This is a genomic window from Lacibacter sp., assembly GCF_035299325.1.
Lineage (GTDB): Bacteria > Bacteroidota > Bacteroidia > Chitinophagales > Chitinophagaceae > Lacibacter.
Window position 1 is genome coordinate 200,354 of record NZ_DATGWT010000025.1, and the last position, 22,401, is coordinate 222,754.

A 22,401-nucleotide genomic window follows, 5' to 3' on the forward strand; every position below is an offset into this window, starting at 1 on the left:
ACAAGTAAAATTGAATCGCCGCACATTCATAAAAAACTCTTCACTGGCAACAGCTTCGTTGTATGCAACACCATTGTTGTATGGCTCTGACATGAATGAACTTATTCTTGGGCATAACAAGAAACGCTACCGCATCAATACCAAATGGAGCCAGGCAGATTTTGCAAGAAACCCTGTAAAAGATTGTCATGAAATGGTGCAGGATAAATCTGGACGGATTCTTCTGCTCACCAATGAAACAAAAAACAATGTCATTATTTATGATAAAAGCGGGAGACTGATCACTACCTGGGGAAATGAATATCCCGGTGCACATGGTCTAACGTTGTTTCATGAAAATGGTACTGATACATTATTCATTTGTGATAACAACCGTCACCAGGTAATTAAAACCACAATTGATGGAAGAGTGTTAATGACGCTCGATTATCCAAAGGAAACAGGCGTGTATACAAAAGCAGATGAATATATTCCAACGGAAACCGCCATTGCAGCTAACGGTGATATTTATGTAGCCGATGGTTATGGAAAAGATTTTATTATTCAATACGATTACAAAGGCAACTACATCCGTCATTTCGGTGGAAGAGGGAATGAAGAAAAGCATTTGTTGAATGCTCATGGTATTTGTGTTGATTACAGGGATAAGAACAATCCTTGTCTTGTGGTTACTTCACGACAACAGCATGCATTCAAGCGCTATACGTTGAATGGAACTTATATTAATACGATTCCATTACCCGGAGCATGGGTTTGCAGACCTGTTATTAAAGGTGATTATTTGTATGCAGCGGTTTTGCAAACAGATGCAAGACAAGGTGATAAGTCTGGGTTTGTAACAATACTCGATAAGAATTTTAAAGTGATCTCAAATCTCGGTGGCAATGAGCCTGCTTATACAGGCAATAAGCCGAATGAGCTGTACCAAACGATCAAAGTTTTTCAATACCCACATGATGTATGTATTGATGATGAAGAAAATATCTATGTAGCACAATGGAACAGCGGACAAGTGTATCCTTACAAACTCCAGCCTTTATGAAAAGACTAGCGTTCCTTTTTCTTCTGGTTATTACTCAATGCAGTTTTGCTCAACAGTTGTTTCAACTGGCACCACCGTTATTGAACTATCGATCTGTTTTTTTCCAGGACAAGACTACACTGGAAATAAAGTTTGAACAACCGGGCGCAGAAGTACGTTACACGATCAATGGCAATGAACCAACAGCAAAAGATCGGCTTTACACAAAGCCCATTGTAATTGCAGGTAAAAGAACGAGTATAAAAGCGAAGGCGATGGGAACTGATTTTCTTCCATCCGAAACAGTAAGTGTAGAGTTTATAAAGACAGGCAAAGCCATTCAGCAAATCAACTTTACTGCACCAAATCCGAAATACACTACAAACAATAAGAACATCCTGAATGATCAAATGGGCGGGAATACAAATTTCAGTTCAGGTGCATGGCTGGGGTATGATAGCGATACAGTTGAAATTGATATTGTATTAAAGAAAAAAGAAACGATCAATGCTGTGTTGCTGGATCTGTTACAAAACGAGAGCAGCTGGATCTTTTTACCTGAGCAGATTCTGTTGTATTATTATGATGAGGCGCAAAAAAGTTATCTGCCGTTGGGTAAAGAAACTTTTTTGGGCGAAGGGCCATCGCCAAAACAATGTAGTGCCCATGAAATTATTCCAAAGCGAAAGGTTAAAACAAATAAGCTGAAGCTGGTATTATCTCCATTAAAGAAAATACCTGCATGGCATCCGGGCAAAGACAATCACGCCTGGATATTCATTGATGAAATACAAGTATATTAAACATGTTACGTTTTAAAAATAGTTTACTCAACCTTTCTCTTTTACTGAATTGCCTGTTACTGTTCCTGTTATTTTTTGAAAGCAGGATATCAGTTCCGCTATGGTTACAGGTGGCGGGGCGTACGCACCCTCTGGTTTTGCATTTTCCTGTTGTATTAGTCGTCATGTATGCTTTGCTTGTGCTGTTATTTCATGTACAGAAAACAAAGGATAATCATAATCTGTATATCGCTGATCTTATTTTACACTTGGCTGCTTTCAGTTCTGCTATCACAGCATTGGCAGGCTTCTTTTTAGCTAGAGAAGAAGGCTATGATGCTGATGCTTTGCAGTGGCACAAATGGAGTGGGGTAGCAATTTCTCTTTTCATGTTGTTATGGTGTCTCTTTAAGAAAACATTGCAGGCGAAAAAGATCACAGCTTTTGCTACATCCATTGTAGCCATTGTACTGATTGTAGTTGCAGGTCACCAGGGTGCTGGCATAACACATGGACAGAATTTTGTACTTGCACCGATCACACCGGAGAAAAAACAAGTTGCAGTATCTGCAGAAGAAGCAGAACTGTATACACACCTTGTAAGACCGATCCTTGAAGCCAAATGTATTTCCTGTCATAACAGTAAAAAAGCAAAAGGTGAACTGGTAATGGAAACAGAAGATCTGTTGTTGAAGGGAGGGAAGAACGGAGTTTTATGGGACAGCACTTCTGCCGACTTAGGTCTGCTATTGCGAAGAATACATTTACCACTCGAAGAAAAAAAACATATGCCTCCTCAAGGCAAACCCCAATTAACAGAGGATGAAATCGTCATACTAAGACACTGGATAAAAAAAGGATCAGATTTTAAATTGCGTGTTGCTGATCTGTCAACAGATGATTCATTGTTTATCGTAGCAAATAATATGCTGACAGCCGCAGAAACAGCAGAATATGATTTTGATGAAGCAGATGCTTCTGTTGTTAAAGAACTCAATACGGTTAACCGTGTGGTTACTGCAGAAGCGCTTGAATCACCGGCACTGCATGTAAGTTTTTTCAACACTAAACTATTTAAAGCAGAACAGCTGGCAGAATTATCGAAAATTAAAAAGCAGATTGTTTCACTCGATCTTTCGCAAATGCCCGTGAAGGATGCGGACCTGAAGATTATTGCTGGGTTTGAAAATCTCAGGAAACTCAATCTTAGTTTTTCTGCAATCACCGGCGCCGGTCTTGCAGAATTGAAACGTTTGAAGTTTTTAAGAAGTCTTTCGATATCCGGTACACAGGTTAATGCAGAACAGTTGAAGCAGTTGCAAAGCTTTCCTCAACTGAAAACAGTTTATACCTGGAATATGCCTGTCGCTGCTGCTGATATGGAGAAAATAAAAACGCAGACAAAAAATATTCGCTTTGAAACAGGCTTTAAAGGTGACACGATGGTTCTGAAATTATCAGCACCCATTATACAGAATGAAGAATCGATCATTACTTTACCAATTCCATTAAAGCTGAAGCACTATATCAATGGAACTACAATTCGGTTTACAACAGATGGCAGCGATCCTGACAGCCTTACATCACCTGTCTTTAAACCCGGCGAAATGATCGATGGTAATGTCTTGATAAAAGCAAAGGCATATAAACCCGGATGGATCAGCAGTGATATTATGGAAGAAAATTTTTACAGAAGCACATTTAAAGCTGACAGTGTATTGTTTCTGTTGCAACCTGATCCTGCTTATAAAGGAGAAGCTAAAATGCTTTCTGATCTGATTAAAGGTGAAACAAATTTTCGTTTAGGCAGCTGGCTTGCATGGCGACAAACAAGAATGGAAGTACTGTTACTGTTTACCAAACCAACCACGATAAAAAGTGTTACACTCAGTACGTTGATTGATGTTGGAAGTTATATTATGCCGCCGTCGAGCATTGAAATTTGGGGAGGAAACGATCCAAAGAAAATGAAATTGCTTGGTACAGTAAAGCCATCGCAACCAACAATGGTTCAACCTTCATCGCTGCGGGGCTTTGAGTGTAAATTCGATCCTTCTACTGTAAAATATATAAAAATCGTTGGTAACACTGTAGGTAAACTACCGGCATGGCATCCGGGCAAAGGAGATAAGGGATGGCTATTTGTTGATGAAGTGATGGTGAATTAATTACAGCAGTTACCAGGAACAAACCAATCAATCTTACACAAATATCCTGTTGTGATAATTGTAATTTTCCCTGAACTCTTTAGGCGTACAACCTTTTTTCTTTTTAAACAGGCGGTTGAAATTGGAGATATTATTAAATCCGCAGTTGTAAGCAATTTCAGCAATGGAATGTGTTGTGTCGATTAGTTGACGGGAAGAGTGCCCCAATCTTAACTCATGCAAACTGTCGATAAATGAAATACCTGTACGTTGTTTAAAGAAACGACTGAACGATGCCGGCGTCATATTCACCAGCTTTGCCACTTCGTCTAATGTAACATTTTTGTGAAAATTCTGATTCATATGTTCGAGCACTTTCTCAATCCGCCGACTGTTGTATGTTAACTCTGCTCCACTGAAAGTTGTATCAGACAGGGTACGCATGTTACGGGATACGGAAAGATCATGTAAGATCGATAGAAGCTCAAGTACAGAGTCAAATCCATGCTTCTGACTTAATATGGTCAATCTTGGTTCTATCTGTTGAATAGTTTCCACCGAAAACATAATTCCTTTTGCAGAACGTTCAAGCATCTTGCGGATATAACTCAGCTGGTTTCGTCTCAGAAACTTTTCATCGAACAGGTCTTTATGAAACTGAATGGTGATCTCTTTAATTTCTTTGCTTTTGCATTTGTGTGTTTCCCACACATGAGGAAGATTCGATCCAACCAATACCAGTTCATATCCATCGATCTCTGCTATATGATCGCCAATAATTCGCCTGGCGCCTTTTGCATTGCGGATAAAATTCAATTCCAGCTCTTCGTGACAGTGTAACGGAAAATCAAACTCACTCTTTGTACGGGTAAAAAAAGTAAAGCAATCACTACTGGTAAGTGGCGTTATTTCCCGCATAATATCCTTGTGCATCAGCTATCGTTTGCAGTAAAGTTAGCAATAGCAAGGTAAAAAAGTACAATTCTGATCGCATGATACTGTAACAACAATTGCAAAAAAATACGCTTACATCAACGCTTTCAATGAATTCTAAAATAATCAAGAGTTATAAAATACAATTCTTTGGTAAAATAGTATTAGTTTTTTAGTAATTCTTACGGTTACATTTGAGTAAATATTCTTGCTATATGAGAAAGTGTCAATCTTCCCAAAAGATCACAATGGCTATTGTGTTTCTTTTATTCTCTATTGTCAATTTTGCACAAACCAAAACTGTTACCGGCGTTGTTTCAGACAAAACAGGTGCTCCCGTTGGAAGTGCTACAGTGAGTGTAAAGGGACAAAGGACTGCAACTGTAACAGATGCCAATGGTACATTTACAATAACAGTTCCATCTCCTAACTCAGTTTTAGTTGTATCCTTTGTTGGCGCAAAATCTGTAGAAGTTTCCACAGCGGGCAAATCAAATGTTCTTGTAACAATTGATGTTACGGAAACAAAGTTGAGTGAGGTTGTTATTGTTGGTTACGGTAAATCAAGACGTTCGAATCTTACCAGTGCCCAAACCACAGTATCTGCAAAAGATATTGCCAGAACAGTGAACACAACAATTGAGCAGGCTATACAGGGAAGGGCTGCCGGTGTGTATGTTACACAAAACTCCGGACAGCCGGGCGGTGGTATTTCTGTTAATATCCGTGGTGTAAGTTCATTGGGCCGTACACAACCTTTATATGTAGTTGATGGAGTTCAAATACAGGCAAATGAAGATGTTTCATATGGCTCATCCAGTTCTTCCAATCCGTTAGCCGGCATCAATCCAAATGATATTGAAGATATACAGATTTTGCAGGGTCCATCTGCCACCGCTATTTACGGTTCACGTGCCAGCAATGGTGTAATCCTGGTTACAACAAAACGTGGTAAGGCGGGAGATTTTAAAATCAACTATACTTACCAATACAATCTTCAAACTCCGCCTGACGAACTGGATGTAATGAATTTGAGCCAGTATGCACAAATGGTAAAAGAATACCATGCTATTGCAGGCGGAACTACTCCTGAAGAGTTTTTAGATCCATCACTCTTAGGCGAAGGCACAAACTGGCAGCGGGAATTATTTAATAATGCGGCCATGAGTAAACATCAATTAAGTTTAAGTGGCGGCAATAACAATACTACTTATTATCTGTCGGGTGAATACCTGAAACAGGATGGCGTTGCGTTAGGTTCTGGTTTTAACCGCTATGGTTTCAGGCTGAACATGGATAATAAACCGAGAGACTGGATAACCATTGGTACAAACCTGAGTTTTAATCAAACGAATGAAAATCTCACAGCAACAAATTATGGCGATGCACAAAGTCCGCTTATTTCAAATGCACTGCGTTTAACTCCACAGATACCTGTTAAAAACCTGAATGGTTCATGGGGCGGAAGCGATCCGGTGAATGGCGCCAATCAATTTGCACCTATAAATCCTGTAGCACTTGCAAGCCTCATTACCAATAACAATATGAAACGGCAATTCCTGGGAGGCTTAAACCTTGGCATCACGTTAATGAAGGGGTTGGTGTTCAGAACTTCAATTAATGCAAGTGCAGGAAACGGACTTTCTACTTACTATACTCCAACTTACAGTATTGATCAATGGCGTACGAACTTACTTGCATCATTGCAATCGGGAACATATTCAAGCTGGTATTGGAACTGGAACCAAATGCTTGAATATACAAAGCAGATTAATAAACACAGTTTTACTGTAATGGTAAGTCATGAAGCGCAGGAGTCACAATGGAAAGCATTATCAGCAGGAAGAACCGGTTTCCTTACCAATGATATTTTTGATGTAAATGCAGGAAATCCTACTTCAGCCACCAATGAAGGAGGCACGTATCCATGGTCAATGGAATCTTACCTTGGAAGAATTAATTATAATTATGGAAACCGTTATCTGTTAACCGGTACTTTCAGAAGAGATGGCTCTCCATATTTTGGTGCTGATAACAGGTGGGGTAATTTCCCTTCCGTATCTGCAGCATGGAGAGTTTCGCAGGAAGACTTTTTCAAAGTTCCGTTCATCAGTGAATTGAAATTAAGATACGAGACCGGTCTCACAGGAAATCAAGGTACAGGTTCAGGTATTTATGCTCCATTAAATACAGGAGCTACGCCGTGGGGAACAGGTTTGCTGCCTGCATCATTTACCAATCCCAAATTGCAATGGGAACAAACAATGACGCACAATGTTGGTCTTAACCTTGGATTACTCAATAACAGGATTGCAATTGAAGGAGACTACTACGTAAAGAATACAGACAACCTGATTCTGCAGGCAAGCTTACCCTGGTACATGGGCACAAACGGCAGTCCCGGTTCTGTAGGTGCACCATTAGTAAATGCCGGTGCCTTACGAACAACAGGTTGGAATTTTTCTATTGTAAGTACGAACATCCAGAATAAAAATTTCAGATGGGAAACAAACCTCAACCTGTCTCAGTTCAGATCAACGATTGAATCATTAAACTCAGATAATGCGTTTATCGACAGAACATCGTGGTGGATGAACAACTGGACTCAACGTGCAGCGATTGGTCAGCAGCCCTGGCTATTCAGAGGATATATTGAAGAAGGAATATTTTCATCAATCGAAGAAATTAATAACAGTGCGGTACCTGTTGATAACAGTGGAAACAGAAGACCTACAGATCCGCAAAACGGCATCTGGGTTGGCGATGTAAAATACAAAGACATAAATGGTGATGGAAAGATCGATGTAAACGATATGACGAATATCGGAAACCCGTGGCCTAAACTCACAGCAGGATTAACCAACTCGTTTTCATACAAAGGGTTTGATCTGAGTGTTCTTATCATTGGTACATACGGTAACGATATCTACAATTACATTGCTTCAGAAGCAAGTAATCCGAATAACATCAATCTTAGTAGAAATTTATTGACAGCGTCAATGGGTTATGCAAAGATCAGCACAGATGTGAACGGGAAGCCATTTTTGACCAACGCAGGAACAACTATTCCACGCATGTCAAACAATCCTGTTTCGAATGAAAATAACTATGGAAAAATTACCACAAGATTTGTGGAAGATGGTTCTTACCTGCGGTTAAAGAATGTTACACTTTCTTACAATGTGCCTTTCAAATATTTAAATTATACCAAAGTAATCAAAGGATTAAGAGCAACAATTGGCGCTCAGAATCTTATTACACTTACCAAATACAAAGGATATGATCCTGAAGTAGGTTCCTATGTTGGAACAGGATCCAGCGCATCGAACCAGGCTATCGGAATTGACTTTGGGCGCTATCCGTTAACCCGCATGTATACTGCGACAATCAGTGTTGACTTCTAAACTTATTCATATGAAAAAAATTAATAGCATAAAATATTTAGCAGGCTTATTGGTTGCCGTTGCGGCATTTTCAGGATGTAAAAAAACGTTTCTGGAAAAACCGCCATTAAGCTCAATTACAGATGCCAACTTTTATAAAACAGATGAGCAGGTATTAGCAGGTACAGCTTTGCTTTACAGTACAGTGTGGTTTGATTACAATGATAAAGCAATGTACAACCTTGGTGATTTCAGAGGTGGTACTGCATTTTCTGCATGGAACGACAGGGGAAATGTATTGTTTAATACCACTGGTGATAATGGGGAGAACGGTGCATCATGGCGTGCATTCTTTAATGTTGTGGGTCAATCAAATCTTTTCCTTTACAATATCAATCGTTACGGTGGACCGAATGTTTCAGCACAAGTACGAAAAACAGCCATTGCCGAAGCAAGATTTATGCGTGCATTAGCTTACCGTTTCCTGGTGATGAACTGGGGCCCTGTTCCGGTTATTGAAAACAACTTCGATAAATTGTTTGATACATCCATCAGCAGAAATACGGTAACAAGTGTATGGCGTTTTATTACAAGGGAAATGCGTGCAGCTGCTGAAGATTTACCAGTAACAGCAACACAGGAAGGAAGACTTACAAAATGGTCGGCAGAAGGAATGCTTGCCCGTTTCTATCTTACAAGAGCTGGCGTTGAAGCAACAGGTGGTGTCAGAAAGCAACAGTTTTTAGATAGTGCAAAATACTATGCTGCAAGAGTAATTAATAACAGCGGAAAGAAATTGCTTTCTAATTATTATGATCTGTTCAAACATCCTTATGATAATAATTCTGAAGGATTATTTGAATTGCAATGGGTTTTTGCAGGCGCAAATGTTTGGGGTATTTCGAATAGTATGCCTGAGTATCTTGCTTATAGTCCTGATATTGCATTTGGCGGATGGGGCGGAGATAAAGGAGCAACATGGTGGCTCATAAAACAATACGACGGAATTACAGAGCAAACTGATGGTACATTAAGAGGGCGCACACTCGATAACCGTTTGTACTCAACATTCATGCTGCCGGGAGCTTATTATCCTGAGATTACAAAAGTTTCCGACAAGACAAAACTTATCTATCCATTTACAGGTACAGATCAAAATTTTCTTGCAGTAAAAAAATATATAATTGGTTCTCCGGTTGATTTAGCAGGCATTGCTGCTCAACAACGTTATCCGAATAACACGTATATGATGCGGCTGGCTGAAATGTATTTGATCTATGCAGAAGCTACCATTGGTAATAATCCATCAACCAGTGATGCAACTGCAATTGAATACTTTAATAAAGTGCATACAAGAGCCGGCTTGCCTGCTTATGTGGTTGGAGGTGTAAATGGAAGTGGCCCACTTACACTTGATGCAATTTTCTCTGAACGTTTTAAAGAGTTTGCAATGGAAGGAATGGCCTGGTACGATCTTGTAAGCCTGCATTATTATAATCCTGCAAAAGCATTCTCTATCCTGAATTCGCAAGACAGAGGTTTGTTCTTTACAAGACCGGATCAAATGCCGAATCCAACACAATGGACATTTACAAAAACATCCTGGTTTACAGAACGAATGATTTCTGCCAATGAAGGTAATTTTCTGTTACCTATTCCAAATTCAGAAATCAGCAATGCGCCAAATCTTCAGAAACCGCCAGTTGATTATCCATAATTGATGCCACGCAGATTGTTAAATCAAAAAGACATTAAAATGAAACCAGTAAACAAGAACATACTTTTTTTTCTGATGACTGTTGCTTTAGTGAGTGTGCTTTATTCCTGCACGAAAGAAACAAACGGTGAACCTAAAATAAAGTATGTAAGAATAACAAGCCCTGAATCATCCGATTCATTATTAGTTGGTGCCGGCCAGGGAAGCCTGATCGCTATAGTTGGCGAAAACTTAGGTGGCGCAGTTGAGATCTGGTTTAACGACCAGCAAGCAATGCTCACGCCAACATACATTACCAATACAACCATATTGGTATCGGTCCCCAATCCAATTCCGAAACAGATCACGAATAAGCTGAAAATTATATTCAGCAATGGCTTTATTCTGAATCATGATTTTGAAGTACAGATCAGTAAGCCATATATAAGCGGAATGGTTTGCGAGTTTGTGAACACCGGAAGTGTAGCAACAATTAAAGGCGACTTTTTTTACGAACCGTTAACTGTAACATTTGCAGGCGGCGTTAATGGAAACATTGTTTCTGTAACAGACCAGCTGATACAGGTGGAGGTTCCGGCAGGAGCACAAGCAGGACAAATAATTGTTAAGACCAATTTTGGTGAAACAAAATCAGATTTCTGGTTTAGAGACAGCCGGAACCACTTTATAAACAGTGATCCGTATGAAGGTTGGTGGAATGCAGGATATGTAGTGAGCAATCCCAGCCCAAATGATCCTCCATCTATCAGTGGAAATTATATACGGTTTACAAAACAAATCGGTTCGTGGAGCTGGAATGAATTAGCGGGTGGCCCTGCATCCTCAATGCCAACACACAGTAAAAATATTCCTGATGCTGCAATCTTAAAGCCTGAAGATTATTACCTGAAGTTTGAGGTAAATACGATCAAACCTTATAACGGAAATGTATTGAAAATTAATGTTGCACTGAGTGCTGAAGATAACAATGGTTACAAATGGATACCTCCGTACGATACAAAAGGACAATGGCAAACAGTGGTAATTCCATTAACAGAAGTGTTTGCAGAGTATACACCAAAACCTGTAGTTAATCCTGCCGGTTACTGGTGCCGCCTACTTATGGGGCACGCAGAAGGCAGCCTCGATGCAGATATTGCTTTTGATAACTTCAGGGTAGTACCAAAAGTTATTAAATAAACATCTCGTTAATCATACAATTCAAAACAATGAATAAACTATTTACTGTACGGATCCTTTCCTTTATTTGCATTGCTATAGTCATAGGAACGGCAACGTCATCATGTAAAAAAAATGATGTGAAATCCGGCAAGGTGGAATTGTTGAGTTTTGGCCCGACAGGTGCAAGGCATGGAGATACATTAGTTTTTATCGGTAAAAATCTAAGTAAAGTAACATCCATTCAGTTTACAGGAACCGCTGCAATGATTGAGCAGAAAAATTTTGTAATGCACTCTGAAGAACTCATCAAACTGATTGTTCCCACATCTGCAGAAAAAGGATTTGTAACATTGAAAACAGCCGATGGTGATATTGTTTCAAAAACAATTTTTAACCTGAATGTGTTAACCAGCGTAACTTCTATTACCGCCCAGGCTCGTCCCGGAGAAAATATTACCATTACGGGTAACTATCTTAACTGGGTAACAAGGATCACATTTGCAAGAGACAAACTGGCAACAACCTTTGTAAGTAAATCAATCAATCAAATTGTGGTTACAGTACCTGCTGATGCAGAAACAGGGCCATTGATTCTTTCTTACGGAGGAACTGATTCAGCTGATGTGCAAACAGCAGATACATTGAAAGTTACTTTGCCGGTTACAACAGCTCTATCTCCCAATCCAATTAAACATCAAACAAATCTTACCATAACAGGTACAAACCTCGACCTTGCTAAGAAAATAATATTTGCCGGAGTTGCAACTCCTGTTACAACTTTTGAAAGTCAGTCAGCTACCCAGATTGTTGTGAAAGTTCCTGCGGGAGCACAAACCGGTAAAGTAACATTAGTTGCTGCTTCAGGCGTTACTTCCGTTTCAACAATGGATTTACAGGTTGTATTGCCTGCAATTACAAACATTGGCCCCAATCCAATACTTCCTTTAGACAACCTCACAATTACAGGAACAAATCTTGATTTGGTAACTGGTGTTTCGTTTACAGGTATTGTTAATCCGGTTACAACTTTTGTAAGCCAATCGGCTACGCAACTTGTAGTAAAAGTTCCTGATGGTACATTGAAAGGTAAAATAACATTGTCTGTTTTAAATTCTTCATTAACTGTTATATCAAGCCAGGTATTGGATTTAATTGGCGGTCTTCCTCCTCTTGCTAATTTTCCATATCCAATTTATACTGATGCATTGCAAAATGCTTATCAGAACTGGTCGTGGGCAGCGAATGATTTCAACAGTACAGCAATTGTTCGTCAGGGTACTACATCAATTAAAGCTACTTACGGTGCCGGTGGTTATGAAGGAATTACTTTTCATGCAGGAGCTCCAACTGCAACCTCAGGATATACAAAACTTGAATTCTCTGTATTCGGCGAAGCAGGTACAGGAGGTAAAACATTGAATGTTGTTATAAACGGAAATTGGGGCGCTCCTGCAACGGTAACGGTGTTAGCAGGAGAGTGGTCTACTTTTAGTTTAGATCTTTCTGCAATAGGTGCTTCAACTACATTGAGTGAAGTTGTTCTTCAGTCTGCAGGATGGAGTGGAGTAATTCATATTGACCATGTTGGATTAAGGTAACAACAGTAACAATAAAATGATGCGTAAAATGAACATCCACTTTCTTTTGCTGAAATAAAGAAAGTGGATGTTTATAAGGATCAAAAAGCTGCAGCACATGAGCAATAATCCGTCTCTTTACAAAAACTTAAGTGTATTGTAATGAAATACTACAATCAGCGAAATATTGTATTTTTTTCAGTTTTCTTACTTGTTAACTGCCAGGTAAAAGCGCAGCAGGAATTACCTGCAGATAAAAATGCAACGAAAGAAACAGTAAACCTCTATAACAACTTACAGAAATTGGCTTCTAAAGGTTTTATGTTCGGTCATCAGGATGATTTGGCTTATGGTGTAAACTGGAAATATGAACAGGGACGAAGCGATGTAAAAGAGGCTGCAGGTGATTTCCCGGCCGTGTACGGTTGGGAACTTGGCGGACTTGAATTAGATCATCCAAAAAATCTTGATGCTGTTCCATTTGAAACAATGCAGCAGTTTATTCAACAAGGGTACGATCGTGGCGGTATTATTACCATCAGCTGGCACGCCTACAGTCCGCTTGGAAATAAAAAGAGCGCCTGGGACACCACGCATGGAACTGTTGCAACGATTTTACCTGGTGCAGTCAATCATGAATTATACAAATCATGGCTTGATAAAGTAGCCATCTTCCTTCATTCATTGAGAGGAAAGAAAGGTGAAGCTATTCCTGTTTTGTTTCGTCCTTTTCATGAATTGACAGGAAGTTGGTTTTGGTGGGGACAACGGCAATGCACAGCAGAAGAGTTTAAAGCACTATGGAAATTTACATTTCAGTATATGCGCAATGAAAAAAAACTGAACAACCTGCTGTGGGTGTATAATACTTCAGGTGATTTTAAAACAGCTGAAGAATTTATGGAACGTTATCCGGGTGATGATATGGTTGATATGCTCAGCTTCGATACATACCAGTATGGCGATAACTCGCAATCAAATTCATTCGCAGAAAAAACAAACCATCTGTTATCGATTGTGCAATCAATAGCAGATAAGAAACATAAATTGACTGCCTTAGCTGAAACAGGTTATGAAGCGATTCCGCAAACAAACTGGTGGACAGACGTTTTGCTCAAGGCAGTCGGCGACAATAAAATTTCGTATGTGTTGGTTTGGCGTAATCATGGATACAATGAAGGCATGAAGAAGATGCATTATTATGCGCCGTATAAAGGGCAAACATCAGCAGCTGATTTTCAGAAATTTTATCAACATGAAAAAACGCTTTTTGAAAAAGATGCAGCAAGAGAAAAACTTTACCAATGATTTTTTAGCAATCATAGTCAATTATTGGCGGACTGATTCTTCAGTCTGCACTTTGTTCAACGCATGAAGTAACAGATATTCGTTAAATGAAATTAAGTTTTATTGATACCAGCATAATTGTCCTGTACCTCGTAACAATGGTTATGCTGGGATGGTTTCTTCGCAAGAAAGCAAGACTGAACAAAGAGAGTTATCTCATGGGAGGGAAAAAACTTCCATGGTACATGCTGGGCATGAGTGATGCATCAGATATGTTCGACATCAGTGGTACCATGTGGATGGTGAGTTTATGTTTTGTTTATGGTATTAAAAGTATCTGGATACCCTGGCTTTGGCCCGTGTTCAACCAGGTGTTTAACATGATGTATCTCTCAAAATGGTTACGCCGTTCAAACGCAACAACAGGTGCAGAGTGGCTGGCAACACGTTTTGGTCTTTCAGGTAAAGGTGTAAAGGGATCCCACAGTATTGTGGTGGCCTTTGCACTGATCGGTTGTCTTGGGTTTCTTGCTTATGGTTTTATTGGTCTTGGAAAGTTCATTGAAATATTTGTTCCATGGGAAATAGTGAAAGATTATGTTCCCTTTGATGTTGCTCCACAATATGTAGCACATGTGTATGGAATTGTGTTTACGTTGTTTGCTATGTTTTATTCAATTCTTGGTGGCATGCATAGCATTGTGTTAGGTGATCTCATCAAATATGCAATCATGACCATTGGCTGTATTGCCATTGCTGTTATTGCAATGATGCATCTCAACGGAAATACGTTAAAACTTCCGGCAGGGTGGGATGATCCTTTCTTTGGCTGGCATCTTGGTCTTGACTGGACAGGAATTGTGAACGATGCCAATAAGAAAATTGCAGATGATGGCTATGGTTTATTTGGCTTGTTCTTTATGATGATGTTGTTCAAAGGAGTATTTGCAGCAGCAGCTGGCCCGGCGCCTAACTATGACATGCAGAAAATACTTTCAACGAAATCACCCAAGGAAGCATCAAAGATGACAGGCTTTGTTTCCATTGTGTTGTTGCCTGTTCGTTATTCAATGGTTATTGGTCTTACTGTACTTGGTTTGTTGTACTACGATCAGTTACAATTAAGCGATGGTAATGGTGGCACCGATTTCGAACGGATATTACCAGCAGCTATTAATAATTTTTTACCCATAGGAATCTTAGGTTTAGTTCTAACCGGCTTACTGGGTGCATTTATGGGAACATTTTCGGGTACGCTTAATGCAGCACAGGCATATCTTATCAACGATGTGTATCTGAAATATGTTAACCCAACTGCATCAACCAAGAAGATAATCAGCATGAATTATCTCGCAGGTATTGTGGTGGTGACTGTTGGCGTGATACTTGGCTTTTTTGCAAAAGATGTGAACAGTATTCTTCAGTGGATAGTATCGGGTTTATATGGTGGCTACATTGCTGCCAATGTATTGAAATGGTATTGGTGGCGCTTTAATGCCAACGGATTTTATATTGGTATGCTAACCGGTGTTGCAGGTGCAATGGTTTTCTCAAGATTATTTACCGGCATCGAATTTTTATACTATTTCCCTGTACTGTTTTTATTGTCTGTTGCAGGAAGTTTCATCGGAACATTCACTGCACCGGCAACAAATACTGAAACACTCAAAGCATTTTATCGCAGTGTTCGCCCTTGGGGTTTCTGGAAACCAATACAGGAAATTGTACAAAAAGAAGATCCATCCTTTGAACCCAACCGCAGGTTTAAGTTAGATATGTTCAACGTTGTATTAGGCATCATAGGTCAGTTATGTATGACTGTTTTGCCTATGTATGTTGTGCTCTCCATGCACTTACCTCTTATCATCACTATTGTAATAATGATTCTGATCATTCTTATCCTGAAAAAAACATGGTGGAATAAACTGGAAGATTGACCTTTTAACTACGAATTATGTCTGAACGATTTTACAACCGTCTGTCAAAGCTTGAAGAAGAGCTTGAGCAATTGCTGAACAGACAAAATGAACGGGAGGAAACAGGAAACGGTATTATTGACCGTTATAAATTTCCTGTATTAACGAACAAGCATACGCCCTTGTTCTGGCGCTATGATCTGAATGAGGAAACAAATCCGCATCTTATGCAACGCTTCGGCATTAATGCAGTATTGAATGCAGGTGCAATTAAATGGAATAATAAATATCTATTAGTTGCAAGAGTAGAAGCTGCTGATCGTAAATCATTTTTTGCCGTTGCTGAAAGTCCGAATGGCGTTGATCAATTTCGTTTTTGGGATTACCCTGTTGTAATGCCTGAAACGGAAGTGCCTGACACCAACATATATGATATGCGTTTGATCCAGCATGAAGATGGATGGATCTACGCATTGTTCTGCACTGAACGTAGAGATCCTGCTGCATCTGAAGCCGATCAATCAGCGGCTGTTGCTCAATGTGGTATTGCAAGAACAAAAGACATGTTGCAATGGGAACGATTGAATGATCTTGTAACTAAATCTGCACAACAACGCAACGTGGTATTGCATCCTGAATTTGTAGATGGTTGTTATGCATTTTATACAAGGCCACAGGATAGTTTTATTGAAGCAGGAAAGGGTGGTGGAATTGGCTTTGGTTTAAGTAAAAGTATTGAAAAGGCAGTGGTAGAAAAAGAAACGGTGATCGACAGAAAAATATATCACACTGTTTACGAATTGAAAAATGGATTAGGCCCTGCACCTATCAAAACAAAACATGGCTGGTTGCACCTGGCGCATGGTGTGCGTAATACGGCTGCGGGTCTTCGTTATGTATTGTATATGTTCATGACCGACCTGAATGATCTTAAGAAAGTAACATATAAACCAGCCGGTTATTTTATGGCACCTGAAGGCGATGAACGTATCGGAGATGTATCGAATGTATTATTCTGTAACGGATGGATAGCCGATGATGACGGCAAAGTATTTATTTATTATGCATCATCTGATACACGCATGCACGTAGCCACAACAACGGTTGAGCGTTTACTCGATTACGTAATGAATACTCCGGAGGATGGTTATCGTTCGGCAGAAACAGTAAAAACATTGGTTGATCTGATCGATAAGAATCAGGCGGAAGTATTGGTTCGAAACGGTTATGCAAAAAAAGGTTTGTGATGGAATTGATAAATGTAACAGAAGTTACGACTCCGTTTGCACTTCGGCAATACAAAACTGAATTGCAGGAAGAACTTGTGCGTGTTCTTGATTACTGGATAAACTATACTGTTGATCGGGAAGATGGAGGTTTTTATGGTAGCGTAAATAACAATAACGAACCCGACAAAGATGCAGCAAAAGGCATTGTGATGATGAGCCGTATTTGCTGGAGTTTTTCGGCAGCGTATCGGTTCAATAAACAACCTCAGTATTCTACAATGGCCGAACGGGCATTCAATTATATTTTTGATCATTTTATCGACAGAGAGTTTGGTGGAGTTTATTGGTCGGTTGATGCAAAAGGAAATATACTCGATGGTAAAAAACAGATCTATGGACTTGCCTTCTGTATCTACGGTCTTACGGAATTCTATAAAATATCCGGTAATTCAACTGCATTGAACACAGCTATTGATCTTTATAACTACATCGAAGAAAAAAGTTTCGATGAAGTAAACAATGGCTACACGGAGGCTTTTGCCAGAGACTGGCAGCAAACAGCTGATCTGCGCTTAAGTGCAAAAGACAACAATGAAAGCAAGACAGCCAATACGCATTTGCACATTGTAGAGGCTTACAGTAATCTCTATACCGTATGGCCAAACGAAAAGCTGAGAAATCGAATAGCAAACCTGCTTGAATTATTTCAACAGCATTTCATCAGTAAAGATCATCACCATCTTCATTTGTTTTTTGGTGATGTATGGAACCTTCGGTCAACATTACAATCTTATGGTCATGATATTGAAGCAGCCTGGTTGTTGCAACAATGTGCTGAGGTTATCAAGCATCCTACACTTATCCAACAATTCAAAGAGCTGGCTGTTCCGGTTACAAATGCTGCATCAGAAGGGTTGGATAAAGATGGCGGACTCTGGTATGAGTATGAACCTGCAAACAATCACCTGATAAAAGAAAAACATTCGTGGCCTCAGGCCGAAGCCATAATCGGCTTTTTCAATGCATACCAAATTACAGGTGCGCAACATTATCTCAGGCAATCAATAAGCAGCTGGGGCTTTATTAAAAAACATATCAAAGACGAAACGAAAGGTGAGTGGTTCTGGGGTGTGAACAACGATTACTCAACGATGCAAAAAGAAAAAGCAGGTTTCTGGAAATGTCCTTATCACAACAGCCGGGCTTTGCTGGAAGTTATGCATCGCATCAATAATTTAATCTGATCAATGGCTATAAGACAATATATATCAGTAGCCTTACTGGGGTTTGTAATCAGCAGCAGCAGCATCTTTTCTTCTTGCAGGAAAAATCCTGCTGCTCCAACTACTCCTCCAGGTGGACCTGCAAATCCTGTTGATACTACAACTGTGAACCCCCAGGTTGATCCTGCGCTGGCACCAACCATTGGTTTTTTTATTGACGATTGGGAAGTTAAAAATTTTGCGATCCCTTCTGCAACCACGGGTGGATCTGTTCCCGTTACATCCAGTATAACGGTAACGGTCGACCGCAGTGCAGTCATTACCAAAATTCCACGTTCGTTCGCCGGTAACAATTCCAATATCTGGATGACACAAATGGTAACAGAAGCTCCCTTGCTCGATCATCTCACTACATTGCATCCGCATCTGATCCGTTTTCCCGGTGGAAGTATCAGCGATATCTTTTTCTGGAATACACAACCCAATACAGCACCTACTGACGCACCTGCACAATTGGTAAAAGCAGATGGCAGCACGGCCAATGCCGGTTATTGGTTTGGAAAGAATTCTGAAAGCTGGACACTTTCTGTTGATAATTATTACAACATGTTGCAACAAACAAATAACAAAGGCATGATCACGGTAAACTATGGTTATGCACGTTATGGTACGGGAACAAATCCTGTTGCATCGGCAGCACATCTTGCTGCCGATTGGGTTCGCTACGATAATGGCCGCACACGTTATTGGGAAATCGGTAATGAAAATTTTGGCGATTGGGAAGCAGGGTATCGCATCAACACTGCAAATAACAAAGATGGACAACCCGAATACTTAAGTGGGTTATTATATGGACAGCACTTCAAAGTTTTTGCAGATAGTATGCGCAAAGCGGCACAGGAAATTGGTAAAACAATATACATAGGAGCGGTAATGTCTGAATCGGCACCACTTTCGTGGTGGACAACCACAGCTAAAAACTGGAATAACGGATTATTCAGCGGTGCAGGTAACTCGCCCGATTTTTATATTGTTCATAATTACTATACCAACTATCAAACCAATGCTAATGCAGCTGAAATATTGAATACGCCTGTACCTGTAACACAAACCATGATGGATTATGTAAAACAATCAATCGCCACGGCAGGGCTTACCCAAAAACCTGTTGTATTAAATGAGTGGAATATTTTTTCTACAGGATCAAAACAACAAGTATCACATGTTAATGGTTTGCATGCTGTAATGGTGTTAGGCGAATCGCTTAAAAATAAATTTGGGATGACAGCACGATGGAATCTGGCGAATGCATGGGACAATGGCAATGATCATGGCATGTTCAGCCAGGGCGATGAACCCGATGCGATACCGAAGTGGACTCCACGACCAGCTTTCTACCATATGTATTTTTTTCAAAAATATCTTGGTGACAGGTTGGTAGCTTCATATTCTACTTCGGCAGATATTGTTAGTTATGCTTCTTCTTTTACATCGGGCGAAACGGGTATTACTTTGGTAAATAAAAGTACAGAATCAAAATCTGTAGAGTTGATTTTTAAAAATTTCCGTAAAGGGAGTAAGTTCTACTGGTATGCTTTAACAGGAGGAACAGATAATGGAGAGTTTTCACGTAAGACATTTGTGAATGGTAGTGGTCCTGCAGGAGCGGCAGGTGGGCCACCGAATTACAAAACCATCAGCCCATATGCAGCTTCGGCAACAGGAACGGTGAGAGTATCGGTACCGGCAAGAGCAGTTGTATGTTTGGCAGTTGAGAAAAGGAATTAATACGGAAAGAATATGTACGCATAAAGTATCAACTAAAATGAAGAAGGTCAGTATTATTCTTTTTTTTGTCAGCTGGTTTTTTCACGCATCAGCTCAAGATGGAGAGATGGAAACATACCTGCCTGATCATCCGTTTATTCAATACACGGGGCGTATTGATTTCAGTAATCCGCAGTTACCACGTTTCTGGCAACCGGGTGTATACATCAGTTTTCGATTTCAAGGTGATGAATGTGAGCTGTTGTTGAACGATGAAATGCTTTGGGGTAATAATCATAATTATATCGAACTGATAGTTGACGGCAAGGCTTTTCGTTTGCAAACGAAGACAAAGACCGACACGTTATCTGTTACAACCTATTTATCAGCAGCGACAGAGCATACTGTTATTGTTTGCAAGAATACTGAGGCCAATATCGGTTATATGGAACTGGCAGGTATCCGTTGCCGGGAATTGCTTCAGCCACTAGCAAAACCCCAACGTAAAATTGAATGCATTGGTAATTCTATCACCTGTGGTACAGGCAGCGATGCAAGTTCAATCCCTTGCGGAAAAGGTAAGTGGCAGGATCAGCACAATGCATGGTACAGTTATGGTGCAGTAACGGCACGAAAACTCAATGCACAATTTCATCTTTCATCTGTTTCCGGAATTGGCTTAATGCGTAGTTGCTGCGATATGAATATTACAATGCCGAAGGTGTTCGATAAAGTAAGCATGCGTAATGATAGCATTCAATGGAATTTTGCCAACTATCAACCGGATGTTGTTACAGTTTGTCTTGGACAGAATGATGGCATACAGGATCAAACGATATTCTGTCGCAACTATGTAACATTTATGCAACAACTACGAACACTTTATCCCAACGCTATATTTATATTGCTTTCAAGCCCCATGGCAAGCGAAACATTAAAGAACTTCATGCGGAAAAGTATCGCCGATGTAATCAAAGAACTAAAAGCCAGAGGTGAAAGAAAAGTCCATGCCTATATTTTCAGTAAGCAATACAAAAGTGGATGTGATAATCATCCTTCGTTGGAAGAGCATACGCAGATTGCTTCTGAGTTATCGGCATTCATAGGCAAAACAATGAACTGGTGAATTGTTTTTTTTTTAAGAGGATACAATTCAAGATCATGTAACTTGTACATAATATATTTCTATGCGGCTACAACTTTTTTGCTTTTTCTTCATCGTTACGAACATCACGCAATCACAATCAGTTTCCCAACACGGAAAATTGCATGTGCAGGGCACACAGCTTGTTGATGCAAAAGGAACACCTGTTATTCTACACGGAATGAGTTTTGGCTGGCACAATCTCTGGCCGAGGTTTTACAACAAAGGAGCCGTGCATGAGTTGGTCACCAAATGGAATTCTACGGTTGTGCGTGCATCGATGGGTATTGAATTGAACGAAAGCGGTTATCTGAAAAGTCCTCAACAATCCGTTAAGCTGATGAAAAAGGTAATTGATGCATGTATTAAAGAAGGTGTGTACGTTATCATTGATTGGCACGATCATAATATTCACACAAAAGAAGCAGTCGCTTTTTTTTCGATTATGGCGAAAGAATATGGTCATCACCCACATATCATCTATGAAATATTCAATGAACCTGATTACGAAACATGGCCGGAAGTAAAAGCGTATTCAGTAGAAGTGATTAAAGCGATCCGTGCAAATGATCCTGACAATATTATTTTAGTTGGTTCTCCGAAATGGGACCAGGATATTCATTTGCCCGCAGCAGATCCAATTCAGGGATTTGACAACCTTATGTACACGATGCATTTTTATGCAGGAACACACAAGAAATGGTTGCGAGACCGTACAGATGATGCAATTAAAAAAGGACTACCGGTTTTTATTTCAGAATGTGCAGGAATGGAAGCAACAGGCGACGGGCCACTTGATGTTGCAGAGTGGAAAGCCTTTGTTGATTGGATGGATACACGTGGGTTGAGTTGGGTTGCCTGGTCGGTTTCAGATAAAAAAGAAACCTGCTCTATCCTTAACCCATCGGCTGCATCAGAAGGGAAATGGACAGATGTTGATGTAAAAGAGTGGGGGACATTAACCCGTAGTTATTTGAACATGTATAAATCAATCAAAAAGTAAAACAATAGAAATTGGATACTAAGTGCTAACCAGCGAAAACGGTTTCGTAAATTGGGCTGAGTAAAATGTTCTCTTTATTAAATGAAAACTAACAAGGCTGTTATTTTAGTT

The 22,401-nt window shown here is 39.9% G+C and carries 15 protein-coding genes; 14 read left to right on the forward strand and 1 reads right to left on the reverse strand.

The genetic code is table 11. The features are described 5' to 3' along the window. Positions 1 to 10: 10 nt before the first annotated feature. The 3 genes from VK159_RS14810 to VK159_RS14820 are packed head-to-tail and all read left to right on the forward strand — an operon-like array spanning position 11 to position 3,971. Positions 11 to 1,042, forward strand: coding sequence for a 6-bladed beta-propeller (locus VK159_RS14810; protein ID WP_324230935.1), 1,032 nt, complete (start codon positions 11 to 13; stop codon positions 1,040 to 1,042). After that, positions 1,039 to 1,824 carry a chitobiase/beta-hexosaminidase C-terminal domain-containing protein gene (locus VK159_RS14815; protein ID WP_324230936.1) on the forward strand — a complete coding sequence of 262 codons (786 nt, stop codon included), beginning with the start codon at positions 1,039 to 1,041 and terminating at the stop codon, positions 1,822 to 1,824. Before VK159_RS14810 ends, VK159_RS14815 begins: the two co-directional genes overlap by 4 nt. 2 nt (positions 1,825 to 1,826) lie before the next feature. Next, on the forward strand, positions 1,827 to 3,971 hold the full coding sequence (locus VK159_RS14820) for an FN3 associated domain-containing protein (protein ID WP_324230937.1): 2,145 nt from the start codon (positions 1,827 to 1,829) through the stop codon (positions 3,969 to 3,971). A gap of 33 nt (positions 3,972 to 4,004) precedes the next feature. On the opposite strand, the gene VK159_RS14825 is transcribed toward VK159_RS14820, so the two are convergent. Beyond that, on the reverse strand, positions 4,005 to 4,883 hold the full coding sequence (locus tag VK159_RS14825; RefSeq protein WP_324230938.1) for an AraC family transcriptional regulator: 879 nt from the start codon (positions 4,881 to 4,883) through the stop codon (positions 4,005 to 4,007). Positions 4,884 to 5,098: 215 nt separating this feature from the next. Here VK159_RS14825 and VK159_RS14830 point away from each other — a divergent pair, with 215 nt between their 5' ends. The 11 genes from VK159_RS14830 to VK159_RS14880 all read left to right on the forward strand — a co-directional run bounded on the left by VK159_RS14830 (position 5,099) and on the right by VK159_RS14880 (position 22,290). Beyond that, complete coding sequence (locus VK159_RS14830) at positions 5,099 to 8,287, forward strand: TonB-dependent receptor (protein ID WP_324230939.1); 3,189 nt, start codon at positions 5,099 to 5,101, stop codon at positions 8,285 to 8,287. Between the two features lie 10 nt (positions 8,288 to 8,297). Then, the gene (locus tag VK159_RS14835) at positions 8,298 to 9,983 is read left to right on the forward strand and encodes a RagB/SusD family nutrient uptake outer membrane protein (protein ID WP_324230940.1); all 1,686 of its coding nucleotides are present in this window, start codon (positions 8,298 to 8,300) and stop codon (positions 9,981 to 9,983) included. Positions 9,984 to 10,022: 39 nt separating this feature from the next. Then, positions 10,023 to 11,162, forward strand: coding sequence for a glycan-binding surface protein (locus VK159_RS14840; RefSeq protein WP_324230941.1), 1,140 nt, complete (start codon positions 10,023 to 10,025; stop codon positions 11,160 to 11,162). Between the two features lie 119 nt (positions 11,163 to 11,281). Continuing rightward, complete coding sequence (locus VK159_RS14845) at positions 11,282 to 12,742, forward strand: IPT/TIG domain-containing protein (protein ID WP_324230942.1); 1,461 nt, start codon at positions 11,282 to 11,284, stop codon at positions 12,740 to 12,742. A 141-nt stretch (positions 12,743 to 12,883) separates the two neighbouring features. Beyond that, positions 12,884 to 14,029 carry a glycoside hydrolase family 26 protein gene (locus VK159_RS14850; protein ID WP_324230943.1) on the forward strand — a complete coding sequence of 382 codons (1,146 nt, stop codon included), beginning with the start codon at positions 12,884 to 12,886 and terminating at the stop codon, positions 14,027 to 14,029. An 86-nt stretch (positions 14,030 to 14,115) separates the two neighbouring features. Continuing rightward, entirely contained in the window at positions 14,116 to 15,945 is a 1,830-nt protein-coding gene (locus VK159_RS14855) for a sodium:solute symporter family protein (RefSeq protein ID WP_324230944.1), read from the forward strand. 17 nt (positions 15,946 to 15,962) lie between these two features. After that, entirely contained in the window at positions 15,963 to 17,171 is a 1,209-nt protein-coding gene (locus tag VK159_RS14860; protein ID WP_324230945.1) for a glycosidase, read from the forward strand. Continuing rightward, on the forward strand, positions 17,171 to 18,397 hold the full coding sequence (locus VK159_RS14865; protein ID WP_324230946.1) for an AGE family epimerase/isomerase: 1,227 nt from the start codon (positions 17,171 to 17,173) through the stop codon (positions 18,395 to 18,397). Before VK159_RS14860 ends, VK159_RS14865 begins: the two co-directional genes overlap by 1 nt. 3 nt (positions 18,398 to 18,400) lie before the next feature. Beyond that, entirely contained in the window at positions 18,401 to 20,164 is a 1,764-nt protein-coding gene (locus tag VK159_RS14870; protein WP_324230947.1) for an alpha-L-arabinofuranosidase, read from the forward strand. A 37-nt stretch (positions 20,165 to 20,201) separates the two neighbouring features. After that, positions 20,202 to 21,269: an SGNH/GDSL hydrolase family protein gene (locus VK159_RS14875; RefSeq protein ID WP_324230948.1), complete on the forward strand. Its 1,068-nt coding sequence runs from the start codon at positions 20,202 to 20,204 to the stop codon at positions 21,267 to 21,269. 61 nt (positions 21,270 to 21,330) lie between these two features. Next, positions 21,331 to 22,290, forward strand: a complete 960-nt coding sequence (locus tag VK159_RS14880) for a glycoside hydrolase family 5 protein (RefSeq protein WP_324230949.1) — start codon at positions 21,331 to 21,333, stop codon at positions 22,288 to 22,290. Positions 22,291 to 22,401: the final 111 nt, after the last annotated feature.